Origin of the sequence: Rhodococcus sp. KBS0724 (assembly GCF_005938745.2) — a bacterium.
Taxonomy (GTDB): domain Bacteria; phylum Actinomycetota; class Actinomycetes; order Mycobacteriales; family Mycobacteriaceae; genus Rhodococcus_F.
The window spans coordinates 2,747,698-2,766,450 of sequence record NZ_VCBX02000001.1 but is presented as its reverse complement, the minus strand read 5'-3'; the positions used below and the strand labels follow the sequence as shown (position 1 = coordinate 2,766,450).

At 62.6% G+C, this 18,753-nt stretch carries 14 protein-coding genes; 6 read left to right on the top strand and 8 right to left on the bottom strand.

The genetic code is table 11. The features are described from left to right. Nucleotides 1–25: 25 nt before the first annotated feature. A complete protein-coding gene (locus tag FFI94_RS12675; RefSeq protein WP_138868172.1) occupies nucleotides 26–673 on the bottom strand; it encodes a Pr6Pr family membrane protein in 648 nt (215 codons plus the stop codon). Between the two features lie 69 nt (nucleotides 674–742). On the opposite strand from FFI94_RS12675, the gene hrpA reads away from it, so the two are divergent. Next, on the top strand, nucleotides 743–4,648 hold the full coding sequence (gene hrpA / locus FFI94_RS12670; protein ID WP_138868171.1) for an ATP-dependent RNA helicase HrpA: 3,906 nt from the start codon (nucleotides 743–745) through the stop codon (nucleotides 4,646–4,648). 285 nt (nucleotides 4,649–4,933) lie between these two features. Here hrpA and nrdR read toward each other — a convergent pair whose 3' ends face one another. Both nrdR and FFI94_RS12660 read right to left on the bottom strand, forming a co-directional pair. Further along, nucleotides 4,934–5,419, bottom strand: coding sequence for a transcriptional regulator NrdR (gene nrdR, locus FFI94_RS12665; protein WP_138873156.1), 486 nt, complete (start codon nucleotides 5,417–5,419; stop codon nucleotides 4,934–4,936). Nucleotides 5,420–5,643: 224 nt separating this feature from the next. Continuing rightward, complete coding sequence (locus FFI94_RS12660) at nucleotides 5,644–6,297, bottom strand: LysM peptidoglycan-binding domain-containing protein (RefSeq protein WP_260684047.1); 654 nt, start codon at nucleotides 6,295–6,297, stop codon at nucleotides 5,644–5,646. Between the two features lie 351 nt (nucleotides 6,298–6,648). On the opposite strand from FFI94_RS12660, the gene lexA reads away from it, so the two are divergent. Further along, nucleotides 6,649–7,374 (top strand): transcriptional repressor LexA, encoded by a 726-nt coding sequence (lexA, locus tag FFI94_RS12655; protein ID WP_138868170.1) that lies wholly within the window; start codon nucleotides 6,649–6,651, stop codon nucleotides 7,372–7,374. 71 nt (nucleotides 7,375–7,445) lie between these two features. Here lexA and FFI94_RS12650 read toward each other — a convergent pair whose 3' ends face one another. From FFI94_RS12650 to FFI94_RS12640, 3 genes are all read right to left on the bottom strand, one after another. Continuing rightward, a complete protein-coding gene (locus FFI94_RS12650; RefSeq protein WP_138868169.1) occupies nucleotides 7,446–8,588 on the bottom strand; it encodes an acyl-CoA dehydrogenase family protein in 1,143 nt (380 codons plus the stop codon). Between the two features lie 134 nt (nucleotides 8,589–8,722). Continuing rightward, on the bottom strand, nucleotides 8,723–10,021 hold the full coding sequence (locus FFI94_RS12645; protein WP_185993183.1) for a uracil-xanthine permease family protein: 1,299 nt from the start codon (nucleotides 10,019–10,021) through the stop codon (nucleotides 8,723–8,725). A 45-nt stretch (nucleotides 10,022–10,066) separates the two neighbouring features. Next, nucleotides 10,067–11,740: a phosphoenolpyruvate--protein phosphotransferase gene (locus tag FFI94_RS12640; protein WP_138868168.1), complete on the bottom strand. Its 1,674-nt coding sequence runs from the start codon at nucleotides 11,738–11,740 to the stop codon at nucleotides 10,067–10,069. A 206-nt stretch (nucleotides 11,741–11,946) separates the two neighbouring features. Here FFI94_RS12640 and FFI94_RS12635 point away from each other — a divergent pair, with 206 nt between their 5' ends. The 4 genes from FFI94_RS12635 to FFI94_RS12620 are packed head-to-tail and all read left to right on the top strand — an operon-like array spanning nucleotide 11,947 to nucleotide 16,085. Then, entirely contained in the window at nucleotides 11,947–12,714 is a 768-nt protein-coding gene (locus FFI94_RS12635) for a DeoR/GlpR family DNA-binding transcription regulator (protein WP_138868167.1), read from the top strand. Beyond that, nucleotides 12,711–13,700 (top strand): 1-phosphofructokinase family hexose kinase, encoded by a 990-nt coding sequence (locus FFI94_RS12630; RefSeq protein WP_138868166.1) that lies wholly within the window; start codon nucleotides 12,711–12,713, stop codon nucleotides 13,698–13,700. Before FFI94_RS12635 ends, FFI94_RS12630 begins: the two co-directional genes overlap by 4 nt. Nucleotides 13,701–13,718: 18 nt before the next feature. Next, nucleotides 13,719–15,791, top strand: a complete 2,073-nt coding sequence (locus FFI94_RS12625) for a fructose-specific PTS transporter subunit EIIC (RefSeq protein ID WP_138868165.1) — start codon at nucleotides 13,719–13,721, stop codon at nucleotides 15,789–15,791. A gap of 36 nt (nucleotides 15,792–15,827) precedes the next feature. Continuing rightward, nucleotides 15,828–16,085 (top strand): HPr family phosphocarrier protein, encoded by a 258-nt coding sequence (locus FFI94_RS12620; RefSeq protein WP_033234824.1) that lies wholly within the window; start codon nucleotides 15,828–15,830, stop codon nucleotides 16,083–16,085. Nucleotides 16,086–16,137: 52 nt separating this feature from the next. On the opposite strand, the gene FFI94_RS12615 is transcribed toward FFI94_RS12620, so the two are convergent. Both FFI94_RS12615 and hflX read right to left on the bottom strand, forming a co-directional pair. Beyond that, entirely contained in the window at nucleotides 16,138–17,166 is a 1,029-nt protein-coding gene (locus FFI94_RS12615) for a hypothetical protein (RefSeq protein ID WP_138868164.1), read from the bottom strand. Between the two features lie 19 nt (nucleotides 17,167–17,185). Then, entirely contained in the window at nucleotides 17,186–18,748 is a 1,563-nt protein-coding gene (gene hflX, locus FFI94_RS12610; protein ID WP_138868163.1) for a GTPase HflX, read from the bottom strand. Nucleotides 18,749–18,753: the final 5 nt, after the last annotated feature.

Below are 18,753 nucleotides of genomic sequence, written 5' to 3'. Positions count from 1 at the left end.
CAGCTGAGCTGTCCGAGAGCAAATCTCACAGCTCGGCCGAAGCCCGTTCGGTATCGCCGTACCGCCACCGCGCCCCCAGTTTGCCGACGGCGTTGACTGCCAACGCCATCAACGCCATCGCCACTGCAAGAACGACAAGCCCGACAACCAGGGACACGGAACCGTGGGCCCGGGGATCCAGGAACGGATACGGGTACCAGTCGACGATTGCCCCGCGAACCAGCGAATACATGGCGTACAGCGCGGGAAAAGCGAGCCACGTCAACGCCGATCCCTCGGAGATGCGGTGGCGTGGAGGCGAAAACACCCAGTCGGCCAGCAGCACCAACGGAAGAACTTGATGCAGGGCGGCATTGATCCAGGCGTCGTTCAGCGTTACATCGACGTCCGACAGCAGAACCGCGTAGACGATGCCCGTGATCACCATGTAGAGCGTCACGGCACCTCGAACCGTCTGCCAGGTACGCGACTGCGGATCCCGCAACCCTCCGACAATCAGTACGACGGCTGCAGCGATATTGCTCTCGATGGTGAAATAGCTGAAGTAGTTGACGAGCGAGAATCCCTCGGCATTGCGTAGCGGGATCCACAACAGGGCGGTCAGCCCGTAGACCGCAAACGCAAGACGCAGAATTCTTACCGCCAGCGGAGTGGATGTCGCAAATGTCGTCACTGCCCGATCGTGTCACAACGCACTCTGCAGGTGGGACTTTTCCCGGCGTTCGATAAGCTGTTCGTCAGCATGTCTACAACACCACCGGCCCCGCTCTCACCACGACGAAGCGACCTGAAACGCGCCCTGTCCGAGGTCTCACTCCGTGACGAGAACCGTCTGCGGCGCAAACTCGACCGCGCCCGCACTCCGGAAAACTTGACCGCACTGGCCCAGGAGATCGAATCCGCACGTGTCCGGCTGGCCGAACGCGCGGCTCGCGTGCCCGCGGTGTCGTACCCCGAGGCCCTGCCGGTCAGCCAGCGCAAGGACGACATCGCTCGTGCGATCTCCGAAAACCAGGTAGTCATCGTCGCCGGCGAGACCGGCTCAGGCAAGACCACTCAGATCCCCAAGATCTGCCTCGAACTGGGGCGCGGCGTTCGAGGACTGATCGGGCACACACAGCCCCGCCGGCTCGCTGCGCGAACGGTCGCCGAGCGGATCGCTGAAGAACTCGATACCGAACTCGGCGACGCCGTGGGTTACACGGTGCGATTCACCGATCAGGTTTCCGATCGCACATACGTGAAGTTGATGACCGACGGCATTCTGCTGGCAGAGATTCAGCGCGACAAGATGTTGCGCCGCTACGACACTCTCATCATCGACGAGGCTCACGAACGCAGCCTCAACATCGACTTCATCCTCGGGTATCTGGCGCAGCTACTCCCCCGCCGGCCCGACCTCAAGGTCATCATCACTTCGGCGACCATCGACCCGGAGCGGTTCGCTCAGCACTTTGCCGTCGACGGGAAGCCCGCACCGATCGTCGAGGTGTCCGGCCGAACCTTCCCGGTGGAAATGCGTTACCGCCCACTCACTGTCGAGTCCGGTGACATCAGCTACGACCGAGATCCGGTCGACGCCGTCTGTGAAGCTGTGGACGAACTCAGCGCCGAGGGCGAGGGCGACATCCTGGTCTTCCTGTCCGGTGAACGCGAGATTCGTGACACCGCAGATGCATTGCGCGACCGCAGACTTCGCAATACCGAAATTGTTCCGCTGTATGCACGTCTGTCGGCAGCCGAACAGCACAAGGTGTTCTCTCCGCACACCGGTCGACGAGTTGTCCTGGCCACCAACGTCGCCGAAACTTCTCTAACGGTTCCCGGCATTCGCTACGTCGTCGATCCCGGAACGGCGCGCATCTCGCGGTATTCGGTCCGCACCAAGGTGCAAAGGCTGCCGATCGAACCGATTTCCCAGGCGTCGGCGCGTCAGCGGTCCGGTCGCTGTGGCCGTGTCGCCGAAGGTATCTGCATCCGTCTGTATTCCGAAGAGGACTTCGAAGCCCGGCCGGCGTTCACCGAACCGGAGATCCTGCGCACCAACCTGGCATCTGTGATCCTGCAGATGACGGCGCTTGACCTCGGAGACATTGCCGCATTCCCCTTTGTCGAGCCACCGGATTCGCGGGCCATCAAGGACGGCATCGGCCTGCTCGAAGAACTGGGTGCAATCTCACGAGGATCCGACGCGTCACATCCGGAACTGACGCCGATCGGCCGCGAATTGGCCCAGATTCCCGTCGACCCTCGCATGGCTCGAATGTTGGTGGAAGCCAAGACAAACGGAGCACTGCACGAAACGCTTGTCATCGTCGCGGCACTGTCGATTCAGGACGTACGAGAGCGGCCCGCCGAGTTCCAGCAGGCCGCCGACGAGAAGCACGCCCGCTTCACGGTCGAGAATTCCGACTTCCTCGCCTACCTGAAGTTGTGGGACTACCTCCGCGAGCAGCGAAACGATCTGTCCTCGAGCCAATTCCGCAAGATGTGCCGCAACGAGTTCCTGCACTGGCTGCGCATTCGCGAATGGCAAGATCTGCACGGACAGTTGCGTCAGATCACACGCGGACTCGGTTGGTCGGTCAATGAACTACCCGCGGCCGAGAATTCGATCCACCAGTCGTTGCTGGCTGGTCTGCTCTCCCACATCGGACTTCGTGAAGGCGAAAAGCGCGACTACCTCGGCGCTCGCGGAAGCCGCTTTGCGATCTTCCCCGGCTCCGGCCTGTTCAAGAAGCCACCACGCTGGGTGATGGCCGCCGAACTGGTGGAGACAACCAGGCTCTGGGCGCGTATGTCCGCGCGCATCGAACCGGAGTGGGCCGAGAAACTGGCCCCCCACCTGGTCAAACGAACCTATTCCGAGCCGCATTGGTCATCCAAGCGCGGTTCGGCCATGGCCTACGAACGCGTGACGCTCTACGGCGTACCCCTGGTTACCGGGCGCGCTGTCACCTACTCGTCGATCGATCCGGAAATTTCGCGCGAACTGTTCATCCGTCATGCACTGGTACAGGGCGAATGGACCACCCAGCACAAGTTCTTCCACGAAAACCGCGCACTACTCGACAATGTCGAAGAACTCGAGAACCGAGCTCGTCGACGCGACATCCTGGTAGACGACGAGACGCTCTACGAGTTCTACGACTCCCGCGTCAGCGCCGAAGCTGTGTCGGCGCGCCACTTCGACAAGTGGTGGAAAGCTGCGCGCCGGCAAGATCCGAACCTGCTGACGTTCACACCCGAAACCGTCGTGAATTCCGACGCCGCAACGGTTTTGGGCGGCGAATACCCGGACGCCTGGCGTCAGGGCGACATGCTGTTGCCACTCACCTATCAATTCGAACCAGGCAAGGACGACGACGGTGTCACCGCGCACATTCCCGTCGGCCTCCTCGCACAACTCCAACCCGTCGGGTTCGACTGGCTGGTACCGGGCATGCGCGTCGAATTGGTGTCGGCATTGATCAAGACGCTACCCAAGACCGTCCGGCGACAGGTTGTTCCGGCACCGGACTATGCAGCCGCAGCACTGGCTTCGGTAAAGCCACGATCGGAACCGCTGCTCACCGCGATGGCACGCGAGTTGTCTCGTTTGGGTGCAACGCACATCGACGCCAAGGATTTTGATCCGAGCGCCATTCCCGATCACCTTCGGATGACGTTTGTGGTCGAGGACGAATCCGGAAAAGTTTTGGCCAAGGGCAAGGACCTGGCGCAATTGCGACGCACTCTCGCCCCGCGAGTTCAGAAGGAAGTTGCCAAGGCAGCGACCGGCACCGAGCGGGCAGCAGCGACGGTGTGGACTTCCGAGACACTGGGCGCGCTGGAGTCGACCATCACCCGGAGCATCGGCGGCCAGCAGGTCACCGGATACCCGGCGCTGGTGCCGGAAAACGGCGGCGTGGCCGTACGGGTTCTCAGTACCCCCGCAGCGCAGGCACAAGCCATGCGAGAGGGCACTCGCGCTCTTCTTCTCGCGGCTGTACCCACACAACTCAAGGCAGTGACATCCGGGCTGTCCAATACACACCGGCTCATGCTGGGACAGAATCCCGACGGAAGCCTCGAAGCGTTGGTCGAGGACTGTCGTGTTGCCGCAGCCAACGAGATCATCGCTGCCCACGGTGGACCGGTGCGGACACCCGAGGCATTCGAGGCACTCGTGAAAGTGGCCCGATCGGAATTGGCCGGGCGCGTGTCCGCGATACTGCGCATGATCGTTCCCATTCTCGAACAATCACACCGCTTGAATGTCGTCCTCCACCGATCCAGCGGAGAAGCCGCCGAAGACGTTCGCGAGCAACTGAAATCGCTCCTCTTCCCCGGATTTGTCGCGGAATTGGGTTCGGCGAGACTACGCGAGCTTCCCCGATACTTGGCGGCCGCGACCTTCCGACTCGAAGCGCTTCCTGCAAGCGCTCATCGCGACCAACAGGCCATGGACGTTCTCGATCGGGTATACGCCGCATACGACAGATTGTTGAATTCGCTGCCGGAAGAGCGTCGTACCGCCCGAGATGTCGACGCCATCTCGTGGATGATCGAGGAACTTCGGGTGGGATTGTTTGCACAGTCCTTGGGTACCCCGACTCCGGTCTCGGAGAAGCGGGTACTCAAAGCAATCGAGTCGATCAAACGCTGATCGTCAGGAGTTCACTGCACAATGTTCACGTTGGCGACCGAGCCACCGATCGTTGCGACAGTATTGGCCAAACCTAACGTGACCAGGCTGTTGACTACTGCGAGGATTCCGTTCAAGGGCATAACGCCTCCGTAACGACAGATGCGGACTTTCGGCCCGAATGCTGCGATTCCGACTCGGACCGCTGAACGTACTCGTCGAGCGTAGGCGTCTAGGGCCGGAGAATAGGGACAAAAGCCCCATTTGTTCTCGGAGCGTTATCTAAGGATGCTCCCTCGACAGGACTCAGTCGACTGAGACAACTTCTTCGCCGGACGCTTGTGCATCCACACGGGTTCGCATATCCGTGATCTCTCGCTCGAAATCTTCGGCGGAGCTGAAGGATTTATAGACCGACGCAAACCGGAGATATGCCACCTCGTCGAGGTTTCGCAACGGGTCCAAGATTGCCAATCCCACTTCGTTGCTCGGAATCTCAGCCGAACCGGAAGCACGCACGGCATCCTCGACCTGCTGAGCCAACAAGTTCAACGAATCGTTGTCGACATGACGGCCCTGGCACGCGCGGCGCACACCCTTGACCACTTTCTCGCGACTGAAAGGCTCGGTGACACCACTGCGCTTGACTACCGACAGCACCGCCGTCTCGACTGTCGTGAAGCGACGGCCACATTCGGGACACGAACGACGACGGCGAATTGCCTGACCTTCATCCGCCTCACGCGAGTCGACCACTCGGGAGTCAGGGTGCCGGCAGAACGGGCAATGCATCGCGGTTCCTTCTTCGTTGCCGGAAATGGCCGCAATCGAAATTTCCACCAACTGCAAATCTTCGAAAGATTCACAGAGCAGTTGCGCGACCACCCGAGGTGGTGTGACTGTCAAGCTCACAGCTTACTCGTTCGACACCACCCGAACGCATGCTCGGTCCTTCTCCGGCCGCGGTGTGCTCGACACCGGCGCACACCGTAACCTCGAATCGCACTGCGCGGACCTCAACGCCCCTGCGCGACAGGAACAATCAGCGTCTGACCTACCTTCAGCCTGGAATCATTCATTGCATTGAGATCCATGATCCGCTCGATAACAACACCCACCGATTGGCCGGGAGCAATATCGGCTGCGATGTCGCTCAGCGATTCACCTGCTGCAACACGTACAACGGAGGTAGCACCGACCGGATCCGAAGCACCACTTGTGGACACAGCAGCGAGCCCCACCAGACCGAGCACCGTCACGGCCGTCAACAGCACGCCCGTTGCCATACTCCGCCAACCGACGCCACCGGAATCGACACGATCGACATCGACGAGATGAGGCGCCCGCGAGACTCCCACCCGATTGCGATGGTCGAAGTTCCCGCTGTGCGGTCGCGAAGAATCCGAATCTCGATCGAATCGGCGATCACCGGCCGGCTCACGAACAGCGTCACGACGTCCGCGAATGTCTATCGCCTCACGGCGGACGCGGTAGGCCATCGCCCCGACGGCCTCGTCGTACGGCGCGGCATCGTAGAACGACGCGTGATATTTCGGCGCCACCGGAGAATGCGGAAGTGCCTGATCAGAAGCTGGGTCGTACTCGAAAGCTGCGTCGTATTTCAGTGCTGCGTTGCCCATCTTGACCTCCGCGGATCTACACCGGCTCATTCGAACTCGTTAGCGGTTCGAACCTGCGTTCGATGGAACGCATGTTCGAATTTCTACCACGTCTGACTGACAAAGTCTCCTGTTCGAGCGACACAGGTCGAACAGATGTTTGAAACCGCGAGCAAATGCGACTAGATTCGTGTCAAGTCACACAGTCAAGTCACACAAGGGGAATTCCGAACTGGGAATCCCGAACTGAGACTCGCGGGGCGACATGCACAGAGAACCACGCACCACCGACAAGAAAGCTCCACCGAATAACAAGCTCGGCCGATTGATCACAGCACCGCCATAATCCTGATATTCACTGCACGGACAAGAATTCACTGCAAACACGGAAGGCTCAACGCCATGAAGGACGATCGCTCCACAAGTGCCGCAACGGCAGGCGTTGCCGCGACGTCAGCCGAGACTCTCACCCAACGGCAGCGCCGTGTTCTCGAAGTGATCCGGGATTCGGTGAGCGAGCGTGGCTACCCGCCCAGCATCCGGGAGATCGGCGACGCCGTGGGGTTGACGTCGACCTCGTCGGTCGCACATCAACTCCGCACGCTGGAGCGCAAGGGCTTCATTCGCCGCGACCCCAATCGCCCTCGCGCGGTGGACGTCCGAGGCCTGGACGAGGTTGCTGCCGACACCGCTATCGCTTCGGTGACAAGGCACGCGTCGGAGATTCGCAGCGCCGCGGGCGATCCGCTTCCGGAACCTGCATTTGTGCCGGTCCTCGGTCGCATCGCTGCCGGCGGGCCGATCCTCGCGGAAGAAGCTGTCGAAGATGTATTCCCGCTCCCCCGCGAGCTGGTCGGGCAGGGTTCGCTGTTCATGCTCAAGGTTGTCGGTGAATCCATGGTCGAAGCTGCGATCTGTGACGGCGACTGGGTGGTCGTCCGTCAGCAGAATGTTGCCGAGAACGGGGACATCGTTGCCGCGATGATCGACGGCGAGGCAACGGTCAAGACGTTCAAGCGGGTCAAGAAGGACGTGTGGCTGATGCCGCACAATCCCCTGTTCGAACCCATCTCCGGTAACAACGCCGTCATTCTCGGCAAGGTTGTCACCGTGATGCGCAAGATCTAGCGCACACGAAGCAAGGCTGAAAACAACGATGGCCCCGGCTGATGCCGGGGCCATCGTTGTCGCTGCTGCTATCAGAGGTTCAGCGACCGTCCGATGATCTCCTTCATGATTTCGGTAGTGCCACCGTAAATGGTCTGCACGCGAGAATCCATGTAGGCCTTGGCAACCGGGTATTCCTTCATGTATCCGTAGCCGCCGTGGAGCTGGAGGCAACGGTCGATCAGTTTGACCTGTGCCTCGGTGGTCCACCACTTTGCCATGGCGGCTTCCTGCACGGTCAGCTTCTCGGCGTTGAGTTGCTCGATGAACTTGTCGACGAGAACGCGGACAGCCGTGGTCTCCGTGGCCAATTCGGCCAACACGAATCGGGTGTTCTGGAAGCTGCCGATCGACTTGCCGAAAGCCTTGCGGTCACGGCAGTACTGGATGGTCTTCTCGAGCACGGATTCCATGGCCGCAGCAGCCACCACTGCGATGGAAAGACGTTCCTGCGGAAGGTTCTTCATCAGGTAGAGGAAGCCCATTCCCTCGTCGCCGAGCAGGTTGGCTGCGGGAACCCGAACGTCGGTGAAGCTGAGTTCTGCGGTGTCCTGTGCCTTCATGCCGATCTTGTCGAGATTGCGTCCGCGCTCGAAGCCCGGCATGTCGCGCTCGACCACGAAGAGGCTGAATCCCTGTGCGCCCTTGTCAGGATCGGTACACGCCACAACGATGACGAGGTCAGCGTTGATGCCGTTGGTGATGAACGTCTTGGACCCGTTGAGGATCCAGTGGTCACCGTCGCGGACTGCCTTGGTCTTGATGCCCTGCAGGTCACTGCCCGTGCCTGGTTCCGTCATCGCGATCGCGGAGATCAGTTCGCCTGACGCGAATCCGGGGAGCCAGCGCTGCTTCTGCTCGTCGTTGCACAGGTCAAGTAGGTACGGCGCCACAACGTCGTTGTGGAGTGTGAAGCCGAGCCCGCTGTACCCACCCTTGGTGGCTTCCTCGGTGATGATCGCGTTGTAGCGGAAGTCCTTGACGCCGCCGCCGCCGAATTCCTCGGGAACGGCCATTCCCAGAAAGCCCTGCTTTCCGGCTTCGACCCACACGCCGCGATCGACGATGTTCTGCTCTTCCCACTGATCGTGGAAGGGCGCGACGTGCTGTGCCAAGAACTTCTGGAAGGACTCCCGGAAAAGGTCATGCTCCGGTTCGAACAGGGTACGTTCCACGCCAGCTCCTACTGCTTCGATGCATCGTGGGCGAACTGATGTCCACTCGTCCCACTTGACTGTCGTACCGACGCTAGAACCGAAGGATGCCGTGCGTCGATGACCCGAACGATCACGATTCGTGACTGTACCGGTTAACTGTTACTCGAAGTACGGAATTTCGCCAGATAGCGCATGACCGGGTACGCGACGAGGATGCCGATCGAGCCCCACGCGATGCCACCGAGCTCGACGGAGCCGATGGTGAGTGTCAGATTGCCGATACCGGCGACCAGTGCAGCAGCTGCGACGGTGAGGTTCACCGGATCGGTGAAATCGACCTTGGCCTCCATCCAGATCCGCACACCGAGAATGCCGATGAGGCCGTACAGGACCATGGTCGCGCCGCCGATGACACCGTTCGGAACCGTGAACACCAGCGCGCCGAACTTGGGCGAGAACGCCAGAACCACCGCGGTGGCCGCCGCGACCCAGTAGGCAGCAGTCGAGTAGACGCGGGTAGCAGCCATCACGCCGATGTTCTCGGCATACGTCGTCGTTCCCGAACCTCCGCCCGCGCCGGCCAAAGTAGTTGCCAGACCGTCGGCAAAGAGTGCGTTTCCGGCAAGGTCGTCCAACGACTTTCCGGTCATTGCCGACACAGCTTTGACGTGTCCGACATTTTCGGCCACAAGAACGATCACGACGGGCAACGCCAACACGATGACGGACCAATCGAACGACGGACCGTGCAGGCTCGGAACACCGAACCAGTCGGCCTCACGCAGCGCGGTGACGCGCTCGCTGTCGAGGCCACCGTAGATCGCGGCAAAGACCCAGCCGATCACGACGCCGACAAGGATTCCGAGGCGGCCGAGCAGGCCAGGTCCGACAACCGTGACCAGAAGAATCGAGAACAGCGTCACCGTCGCGATCAGGGGCTGAGACTGATACGACCCAGCTGCGGTCGGCGCTAGGTTGAGACCGATCAAGGCCACGACGGCGCCGGTCACCACCGGGGGCATGACTGCGTCGATCACGCGCCCGCCGATCACGCGCACGGCAACACCGATGAGCATCAGCACGATGCCGACCGCCATGACCGCACCGAGCTGCGCAGCCGGGCCGGACCCTGCCGACGCCGTCAGGGGCGCGATGAACGCAAAGGACGAACCGAGGTAACTCGGTATCCGCCCCTTGGTGATGATCAGGAACAGTGCGGTACCGATACCCGAGAACAGCAGAGTCGTCGTGACCGGAAAGCCGGTAATCGTCGGCACGAGCAACGTCGCACCGAACATCGCGATGACGTGCTGCATTCCGATCCCGATGGTTCGGGGCCAACTGAGCCGTTCGTCCGGGCCCACCACGGCGCCGTCGGCAATTCGTTTACCGTCGCCGTGGACAGTCCAACCGATTCCGCTGGCCCCGGTCGTCGTTTCTCGTTTAGTCACAGCCCGAAATACTAGGTCAGTGCAGGTACTGCGACCTCATTCGGTTCAACTCAAGGCCAATGCAGCTGCCTTTCGTGCCGACGCAGGATCGCCGGTGGCCAGAACTGCGGCCGCCGCAGCGACGCACTGCTCCATCGTGACGGAACCGACCTTGGCTCCGACGCCCGCAACGGACGCGGCCGCACACGAGAGTGACGAGACACCAAGTCCGGCAAGAACGCACGCCAACAACGGGTCGGCCGCCGCCTCGCCGCACACACCCACACGCTTGCCGACGGCCTGACCGGCCTGCGCAGTACGCGCAACCAACGCGAGCACTGCCGGCTGCCACGGATCGGTGAGCTCGGCGAGTTCGGACGACATTCGGTCGGCGGCCATCGTGTACTGAGCCAAGTCGTTGGTGCCGATCGAGAGAAACTCGACGTGCTCGAGGATTTGATCAGCCAGCAACGCCGCCGCCGGGACCTCGACCATGACGCCGGGAACCAGGCCACGGGCTCGGACGGCGTCGGCAAAGCGCTTGGCTTCCGCCGGAGTCGCGATCATCGGCGCCATGACCCACGGCGACGAGCCCGTCCGTGCTGCCGCAGCCGCGATCGCGTCGAGTTGCCGATCGAGAATTCCCATGTCCTGCCACGCAATTCGGACGCCACGTACTCCGAGAGCGGGATTCGCTTCCTCCTGATGATTGGCGAACTTCAAGGGCTTGTCCGACCCCGCGTCGAGGGTGCGGATGATGATCTTCTTGCCCGCGAACGCTTCCAGAACTTCTACGTAGATTGCCGCCTGCTCGTCGACCGTCGGCTCGGTCTCACGCCCGAGGAAGCACAGTTCCGTGCGGAACAGTCCGATGCCGTCGGCAGCGGTGAGCGCCGCCGCACGGGCACCGGCACCATCCTGGACGTTGGCCAGTACGTCGACGGGCCGTCCGTCGGCCGTCTTCCCTGGACCCACCCAGGTGCTGACCCGCTCACGCTCGAGCCTGGATTGCTCGACCTGCGCCTTTGCCTTGTCTGCGTCGGGATTGCTGATCACCTCACCGGTGGTCCCGTCGATCAGCACCGGCGTACCGGCTTCTACCGTGCCCAAATCCTTGACGGCCACGATGCACGGAATGCCCAGTTGACGCGCGATGATCGCGGTGTGGCTGGTGGGTCCACCGAGGACGGTCACGAGTCCGATGATCTTGGTTGCATCGAGCCCAGCGGTGTCGGCCGGCGCAAGATCGTCGGCGCACAGAACGGACGGCGTCTCGGGGGCGGGAATTCCGGGTTCCGGCAGTCCGGACAACTCGGCGATCACCCGATCGCGAACGTCCTTGAGGTCCGTCACACGCTCTGCCATCACCCCGCCGAGCTTCGTGAACATCGTCACGAACTGTTCGGTCGCCGCAATGGCGGCCTGGACCGGAGGAACCCCGGCAGCGATGGATTTTTGCGCTTTTGCGATCCAGCCCCGGTCAGCTGCCATGGCCGCATTGGCCGTGAGCACCTCAGCGGCAGCGCCGGTCGCAGAGGCCGCCCGTGCAAGCAGTCGGCCTTCCACTGCCTTGGCCGCTGCGATGAAATCGTCCTGAGCGGCGGCACGCACCGACTCGTCCAGTGGTGGGGCTTCGGCGATCAACTCGGGGCGCCGGGAAGGCCAGATTGCCGGGCCGTATGCGACCCCGGGAACAACCGGTGTTCCATGCACACTCGCGATATCGATCTGTTCGGTCATCGGTCCTCCTAGAAACGATTTGCCCGACTGGCCACCAACCGTAGGTCCCACGCCGCGCTGACTTCCTGTTCAGCTTTGTTGTGACGAAGATTACTCGCAACTCTTGACATGTCAACACACTCGGGCGTAAAACAACATAAAGCAACATTGACTGTGACTCGCACCGCACCCGCGAATCACGACCGGCACCAAACAACGGAGAGACTGTGTACGCGGAAGAACGCCAACAAGCGATAGGCACGATGGTGTCGCAGCGCGGACGCATGTCCGTCGCAGCACTGTCCGAGACCTTCGGCGTCACCACCGAAACAGTCAGGCGTGATCTGGCCTTCCTCGAACGAATCGGGCAGGTACGACGCGTCCACGGCGGCGCGGTACCCACCGCCTCACTGCGCGTCACCGAACCCGGCATGGCAGAACGCGATCAAACCCGCGCGGAACAGAAAGACCGCATCGCTCGGTGCGCGCTGTCGTACCTGCCGCCGAACGGCGGTAGTGCACTCTTCGACGCCGGCACCACCACCGGTCGGATGATTCCCGAGATTCCGACCGATCTCGATTTCACGGCAGTCACCAATTCGGTTCCGATCGGCGCGAGACTCGCGTCGATGAACTCGGTATCGCTGATCCTCGTCGGAGGCCGGGTCCGCGGAGTCACCCAAGCCTCGGTCGGCGAGGACGCACTACGAGTGCTCGGCACCTTGCGCGTCGATGTCGCCTTCATCGGCACCAACGCCATCAGCCTCGGGCACGGACTGTCCACCCCGGACAGCGAGGAGGCAGCAGTCAAAAGAGCAATGGTCAAGGCCGCCAATCACGTAGTGGTACTGGCAGATTCAAGCAAAGTGGGTCGCGAGCATCTCATCAGCTTCGCTCCGCTCGACAGCATCGACGTCCTCATCACCGACGAGGACATCACCCCGACAGACACGTCCGAGTTCCACGACCAGGGAATCGAGGTAGTCATCGCATGATCGTCACCCTGACGGCCAACCCGAGCATCGACCGAACCGTACAACTGGAGCAACCGCTCCAGCGCGGCTCAGTCCTGCGAGCCCTCTCCACCCGCAGCGATCCGGGCGGCAAGGGGGTGAACGTGGCCCGAGTTCTGAGCGCGGCAAAACTCGAGACCCTGGCAATCCTTCCCGGAAATCCGGGCGATCCCTTGCTCAGCGCACTGGCCGCCGGCGGAATCCCCCACCTCGGCGTCGCAACCGAGGGCCTCGCGCGCACCAACATCACCGTCGCCGAACCGGACGGAACCACAACAAAGATCAACGAACCGGGCGCCGCTCTGCCAGCTTCGACGCTCGACAACCTGGCGCGCGAACTCGTCTCACGAGCGGACGTCGCCAGCTGGATCGTGCTGTCCGGCTCCATCCCACCAGGCGTTTCCCCCGGCTGGTACGGCGAACTTGTTGCCGCACTGCGTGATCACCCGTGCAAGGTTGCGGTCGACACCTCCGACGCGCCGCTGTCCGCTCTCGCGGACAACTTTCCGCTCACAGCACCGGATCTCCTCAAGCCCAACGGCGAAGAGTTGGCTCAACTTACCGGTGTCGACGGCAATGCCCTGGAAAATGCTGCGCAAGAAGGTGATCCGGGGCCCGCGATTGCAGCAGCCACCCTTCTGGTCGAACGCGGTGTCGGCGCGGTACTCGCGACCCTCGGCGCAGCGGGAGCAGTCCTGGTCACCGCCGAAGGGGCCTGGATTGCCACTGCTCCCCCGATCGTTGCGGTCAGTACCGTCGGCGCCGGCGATTCCTCACTTGCCGGATACATCCTGGCGGCAACCGCCGGGGCTGATCCGGGCGAATGCCTGCGCCACGCCGTCGCCTACGGAAGTGCTGCCGCGTCCCTTCCCGGCACTACCCTCCCGACGCCACAACAAGTCGATCTTGCAGGCGTCACGATCTCGTCTGCCACATCAGCACCCGCCCTGCCCACCGAACTCGCCTGACGCCGTAAGGAAATCGACATGTCCGAACCCACCGCACGCAGTTCCGGCTCCCCGATCATCAGCCCTGAACTGATCTCACTCGACACCAACCTCGGCGCCTCGAAAGAGGACGTCATCCGCGCCCTGGCCGCACGCCTTACTGCGGCGGGACGTGCCGACAACGCCGACGGTCTGGTCGACGCAGCGCTGGCCCGCGAAGCGCAGTCTGCGACGGGCCTGCCCGGCGGAATCGCGATTCCACATTGCCGCGCCGAGGCTGTGACATCGGCGTCGCTGGGGTTTGCGCGACTCGATCCGAAGGTCGACTTCGGCGCCCCCGACGGTCCCGCAGACCTGGTGTTCCTGATCGCCGCCCCCGAGGGCGCCGGCGCAGAACACATGAAGCTCCTGTCATCACTGGCTCGCGCGTTGGTGCGACCCGCATTCGTGACGTCCCTGCGCGAGGCAGCGACACCCGACGACATCGTGCGATTGGTGGACGAGGTGCTCAACCCGGCACCGGCAAAGCCCGCAACTCCGGAGCCGGCCGCTGCTGCTGTTTCCACAGCGAAACACTCGGCCGAGCCGACAGCACCCGAGCCTGCCGCGCCTGCCGCTGCCGAGCGGCACATAGTTGCCGTCACTGCCTGCCCCACCGGTATCGCCCACACGTACATGGCCGCCGATTCCCTCGTTGCCGCCGGTGAGCGCGCCGGCGTCACGGTCCACGTGGAAACACAGGGCTCCAGCGGAAGCACACCGCTCTCCCCGTCGCTCATCGCAAGTGCCGCGGCCGTCATCTTCGCCACGGATGTCGGAGTGAAGGGTCGCGAGCGGTTCGCCGGTAAACCCGTCGTGGCGTCCGGAGTGAAACGGGCCATCAACGAACCGGACAAGATGCTGGCCGAAGCACTCCGCGCCGCGGACAATCCCGCAGCCGCAAAGGTGGACGGGTCCGTAGCCGCCGGCGCGGATGACGGCGAGTCGGGCGACGTCGGATTCGGCACGCACCTGCGCCAGGTCCTTCTGACCGGTGTCAGCTACATGATTCCGTTTGTCGCCGCCGGTGGTTTGCTCATCGCACTCGGCTTCCTGCTCGGCGGTTACGAAATCTCCGGTCCGGCCGGAGACATCGTTCTCAACAACTCACTGACCAACCTGCCCGACGGTGGCCTCGCCACGTACCTCGGCGCCGTTCTGTTCCAGATCGGTTCGCTGGCCTTCAGCTTCCTCGTACCGGCGCTCGCGGGTTACATAGCGTTTGCCATCGCCGACCGGCCAGGCATCGCCCCCGGTTTCACAGCTGGTGCGGTGGCGGTCTTCGTCGGCGCCGGCTTCATTGGCGGCCTGGTCGGCGGTCTGATCGCCGGTGTTGTCGCTCTGTACATCGGCCGGATCTCCGTACCGCAGTGGCTCCGCGGATTGATGCCCGTCGTGATCATTCCGCTGTTCGCCACCATGATCGTCGGCGCGCTGATGTTCCTGGTCCTCGGACGCCCCTTGGCCGCGATCACCACCGGACTCACCGACTGGCTCAACGGACTCTCGGGTAGCTCCGCTATCTTCCTCGGCATCATCCTCGGCCTGATGATGTGCTTCGACCTGGGCGGACCGGTCAACAAGGCTGCTTACGCGTTCGCTGTAGCCGGCCTGAACGTCGACGACCCCGCGTCATTGCGCATCATGGCCGCCGTCATGGCAGCCGGCATGGTCCCGCCGCTCGCGATGGCACTGGCATCCACCGTCCTGCGTCCCCAGTTGTTCAGTGAAGCGGAACGCGAAAACGGAAAAGCTGCCTGGTTGCTCGGCGCTGCCTTCATCTCCGAAGGTGCCATCCCCTTCGCCGCTGCCGACCCGCTCCGCGTCATTCCCTCGATGATGGCCGGCGGCGCCATCACGGGCGGTCTGATCATGGCATTCGACGTCACATTGAGCGCCCCTCACGGCGGAATCTTCGTATTCTTCGCAGTCGGCGGAATCGGCTGGTTCCTCATCTCCCTTGCCGCCGGAACCGTCGTAGCCGCGCTGGCGGTCATCGGCGCAAAACAGTTCATCCGAAGTGGCCCGACAGACGCCGAGTTGGACCCCGAAATCGTGCCAGCTGCGGCATGATCGACATCACACCCACCACCACCCTGAGGAGTTCTCATGCCAAGTAAGACAGTTGCCGTAGGTTCCGCAGTCGGCCTCCACGCCCGCCCTGCTGCCCTCATCGCCGAAGCAGTGGGCGCCTCCGGAGCCACCGTGACTCTTGCCGTCGCCGGCGAAGAACCCGTCGACGCCGGCTCCGCGCTGATGATCATGACGCTCGGCGCCGCCAAGGGCGCCGAAGTCACCATCGAATCCGACGACATCGACGCTCTCGAGAAGGTTGCCGAGCTGGTTGCTGCCGATCTCGACGCCTGAATCGGCTTTCGCCAAAGCCGGACGCTCGTGTGAGCGTCCGGCTTTGTGTTGTCTATCTGCGCTTCCGAATACGAACGAACAAGCCACCGCCAATGGCGAGCACAATCACGCCGCCGACAATTCCCCACACCGCTGCGTTACTCGGCTCTTCGGCCACCTGGTCGCCGGCAGAAATGTCGGCCACGTACGCGCCATCGTCCTGCGACGCCAGTGTCGCGGCAGCGCCGCGCAACACGTACAGGGGCGGGAGCGCTCCGCCCCTCGACTCGGAACCGATCACCAGATCGCCGGCATCAGTGAAGGTGACCGACTCGCCCTGAGGCTGATACAGGGTCGGAATGCGCAGCGGCCGGCCCTCGGTGAGTGCGGCGCCGATTCCTTCGTCGCCGACCCGGTAGAGATAGACGTCCGAATAATTCCGCAGTGCAACCACCGAGCCGTCTGGAGATACAGCGCCGCCCGTGAACATCGAGGCGCTCGATCCATCCCCGGTGCTGAGTGTTCCGACTCGTGTCAGGGGTGTCGGCCCGGGTTCGGCCAGCGCGGAGATGGCCTGCCCCTGTGCTGGGGTGTAGATGCTGCTCGTCCCGAAAAGTTCCTTCGTCACCACAAAGACGCGACCATTGCGATCGACAAGCACTGCTTCGGCGTCGTGTGGTCCGTCGGGGTAGGTTGCGCGATGCAACGAGCCGCTACCCGACTCGAGGTCAAGCGTGATGAACGCAACGGTCTCGCGGGTCCGGAGGTTGTCGCCGATGTCCGCGAGAATCAGTGAACCGTCGTGATACGCCAGATCCTCGATGTCGTACGGATCGATCGGCACGGGAATCCGGTTGTGCACAACACAATCGGCGTCCAGTTCCAGGACTACTTCGTCGTTCCCACTGTCGCCGACGGCATAGATCCGGTCACCGACGGCGACCGTGCCGGACAGTTCCTCGAGTCCGGGATCGGCTGGTGTGCAGAGCGGTTCGAATACACCCGCTTCCGGGACAGGTGTATTCGCTTGTGCTCCAGCACTTCCGGACAGGAGGGCCACCAGCACGGTGCACGCGGCGGTTATGCCGAGTGAACTACGCACTCGGTGCGTACTCGACCAACTACGCACTCGGTGCGTACTCGACCAAAGCCGATGCCAACATCTGTGGAACTCGGGCGTGAACTCTGGTGCCTGACTCTTCGTGAGCCGAGTCCAGAATTGTTCCGTCGGAATGGATCTTGGCCATCAGATCACCGCGGTGATACGGAACCAGCACGTCGACTTCCACGTCGGGGCGCACCAATACCTCGGCAAGGTGTGCCCGCAGTTCAGCAATTCCCTCGCCCGTCTTGGCCGAGACGAACACAGCGCCGGGAAGCAATGCACGCAACTGCGTGAGCGTGACCGGATCTGCGGCGTCGATCTTGTTCACCACGATCAACTCCGGCGGCGCCGGCGAATCGGTTTCGCGCAGAACGTCCGTGATCACTTCCCGAACAGCTTTGATCTGTTCGGTGGGCAACGCGTCGGAACCGTCCACGACGTGCATCAGCAGATCTGCGTCGGCAACCTCTTCCAGTGTCGAGCGGAATGCCTCGATCAACTGGGTGGGAAGATGCCGAACAAAACCAACGGTGTCGGTCAGGACGTACTCGCGGCCGTCTTCGAGCGACGCCCGACGGGTAGTCGGATCCAGGGTGGCGAACAGTGCGTTTTCCACCAGTACGCCTGCCCCGGTGAGCGAATTGAGCAAGCTCGACTTACCGGCATTGGTGTAGCCGACGATGGCAACGGCTGGGATGTCGCTGCGCAGTCGACGCGTCCGCTTGGTGTCGCGAGCCGCCTTCATGGCCTTGATCTCGCGCCGCAGTTTTGCCATGCGCTCACGAATGCGTCGGCGATCGGTTTCGATCTTGGTCTCACCAGGACCACGCAGACCCACACCGCCGTTACTGCCGGCGCGACCACCGGCCTGGCGTGACATCGACTCGCCCCAACCACGCAGACGAGGAAGCATGTACTCCATCTGCGCGAAAGCGACCTGAGCTTTACCTTCGCGGGACGTAGCGTGCTGAGCAAAGATATCGAGAATCAGGGCCGTGCGGTCGATGACCTTGACCTTGACGATCTTCTCCAGCGCCGTGAGCTGCGCGGGTGTCAATTCACCGTCGCACACCACGGTGTCGGCGCCCGTCGAGAGCACCATCTCACGCAGTTCCTGAGACTTGCCGGAACCGATGTACGTAGCGGTGTCAGGTTTGTCGCGGCGCTGAACGAGACTGTCGAGAACCTCGGAACCGGCCGTATCCGCCAGCGCAGCCAACTCGGCCATACTGGACGCTGCCTGCTCCGCCGTCCCCTGAGTCCAGACGCCCACCAGGACAACACGCTCGAGGCGCAGCTGGCGGTACTCGACCTCGGTGACGTCTTCCAGCTCGGTGGACAGTCCCGCAACGCGGCGCAATGCACCACGCTCGGAAAGCTGCATCTCGCCAACCGACGGCGTTCCGGAACCGGAAGACGCAGCGTAACCTGACTCCTCGCCGGAGCCTGTGTAATCGGACTCCTCGCCGGAGCCTGCGTAACCTGACTCCTCGCCGGAGCCTGCAGTTGAAGAGTCGGCAGCAAACGATTCTGCAGACTCGTCTGCAGTGGATTCTTGATTGTCATGTGATTTCGTCATACAAG

Coding starts and splice junctions, on each gene's coding strand:
- nrdR (WP_138873156.1), bottom strand. CDS start 5,419: ATGCATTGCCCGTTCTGCCGGCACCCTGACTCCCGAGTGGTCGACTCG.
- FFI94_RS12620 (WP_033234824.1), top strand. CDS start 15,828: ATGCCAAGTAAGACAGTTGCCGTAGGTTCCGCAGTCGGCCTCCACGCC.
- hrpA (WP_138868171.1), top strand. CDS start 743: ATGTCTACAACACCACCGGCCCCGCTCTCACCACGACGAAGCGACCTG.
- FFI94_RS12640 (WP_138868168.1), bottom strand. CDS start 11,740: ATGACCGAACAGATCGATATCGCGAGTGTGCATGGAACACCGGTTGTT.
- FFI94_RS12660 (WP_260684047.1), bottom strand. CDS start 6,297: ATGAGCCGGTGTAGATCCGCGGAGGTCAAGATGGGCAACGCAGCACTG.
- FFI94_RS12625 (WP_138868165.1), top strand. CDS start 13,719: ATGTCCGAACCCACCGCACGCAGTTCCGGCTCCCCGATCATCAGCCCT.
- FFI94_RS12630 (WP_138868166.1), top strand. CDS start 12,711: ATGATCGTCACCCTGACGGCCAACCCGAGCATCGACCGAACCGTACAA.
- hflX (WP_138868163.1), bottom strand. CDS start 18,748: ATGACGAAATCACATGACAATCAAGAATCCACTGCAGACGAGTCTGCA.
- lexA (WP_138868170.1), top strand. CDS start 6,649: ATGAAGGACGATCGCTCCACAAGTGCCGCAACGGCAGGCGTTGCCGCG.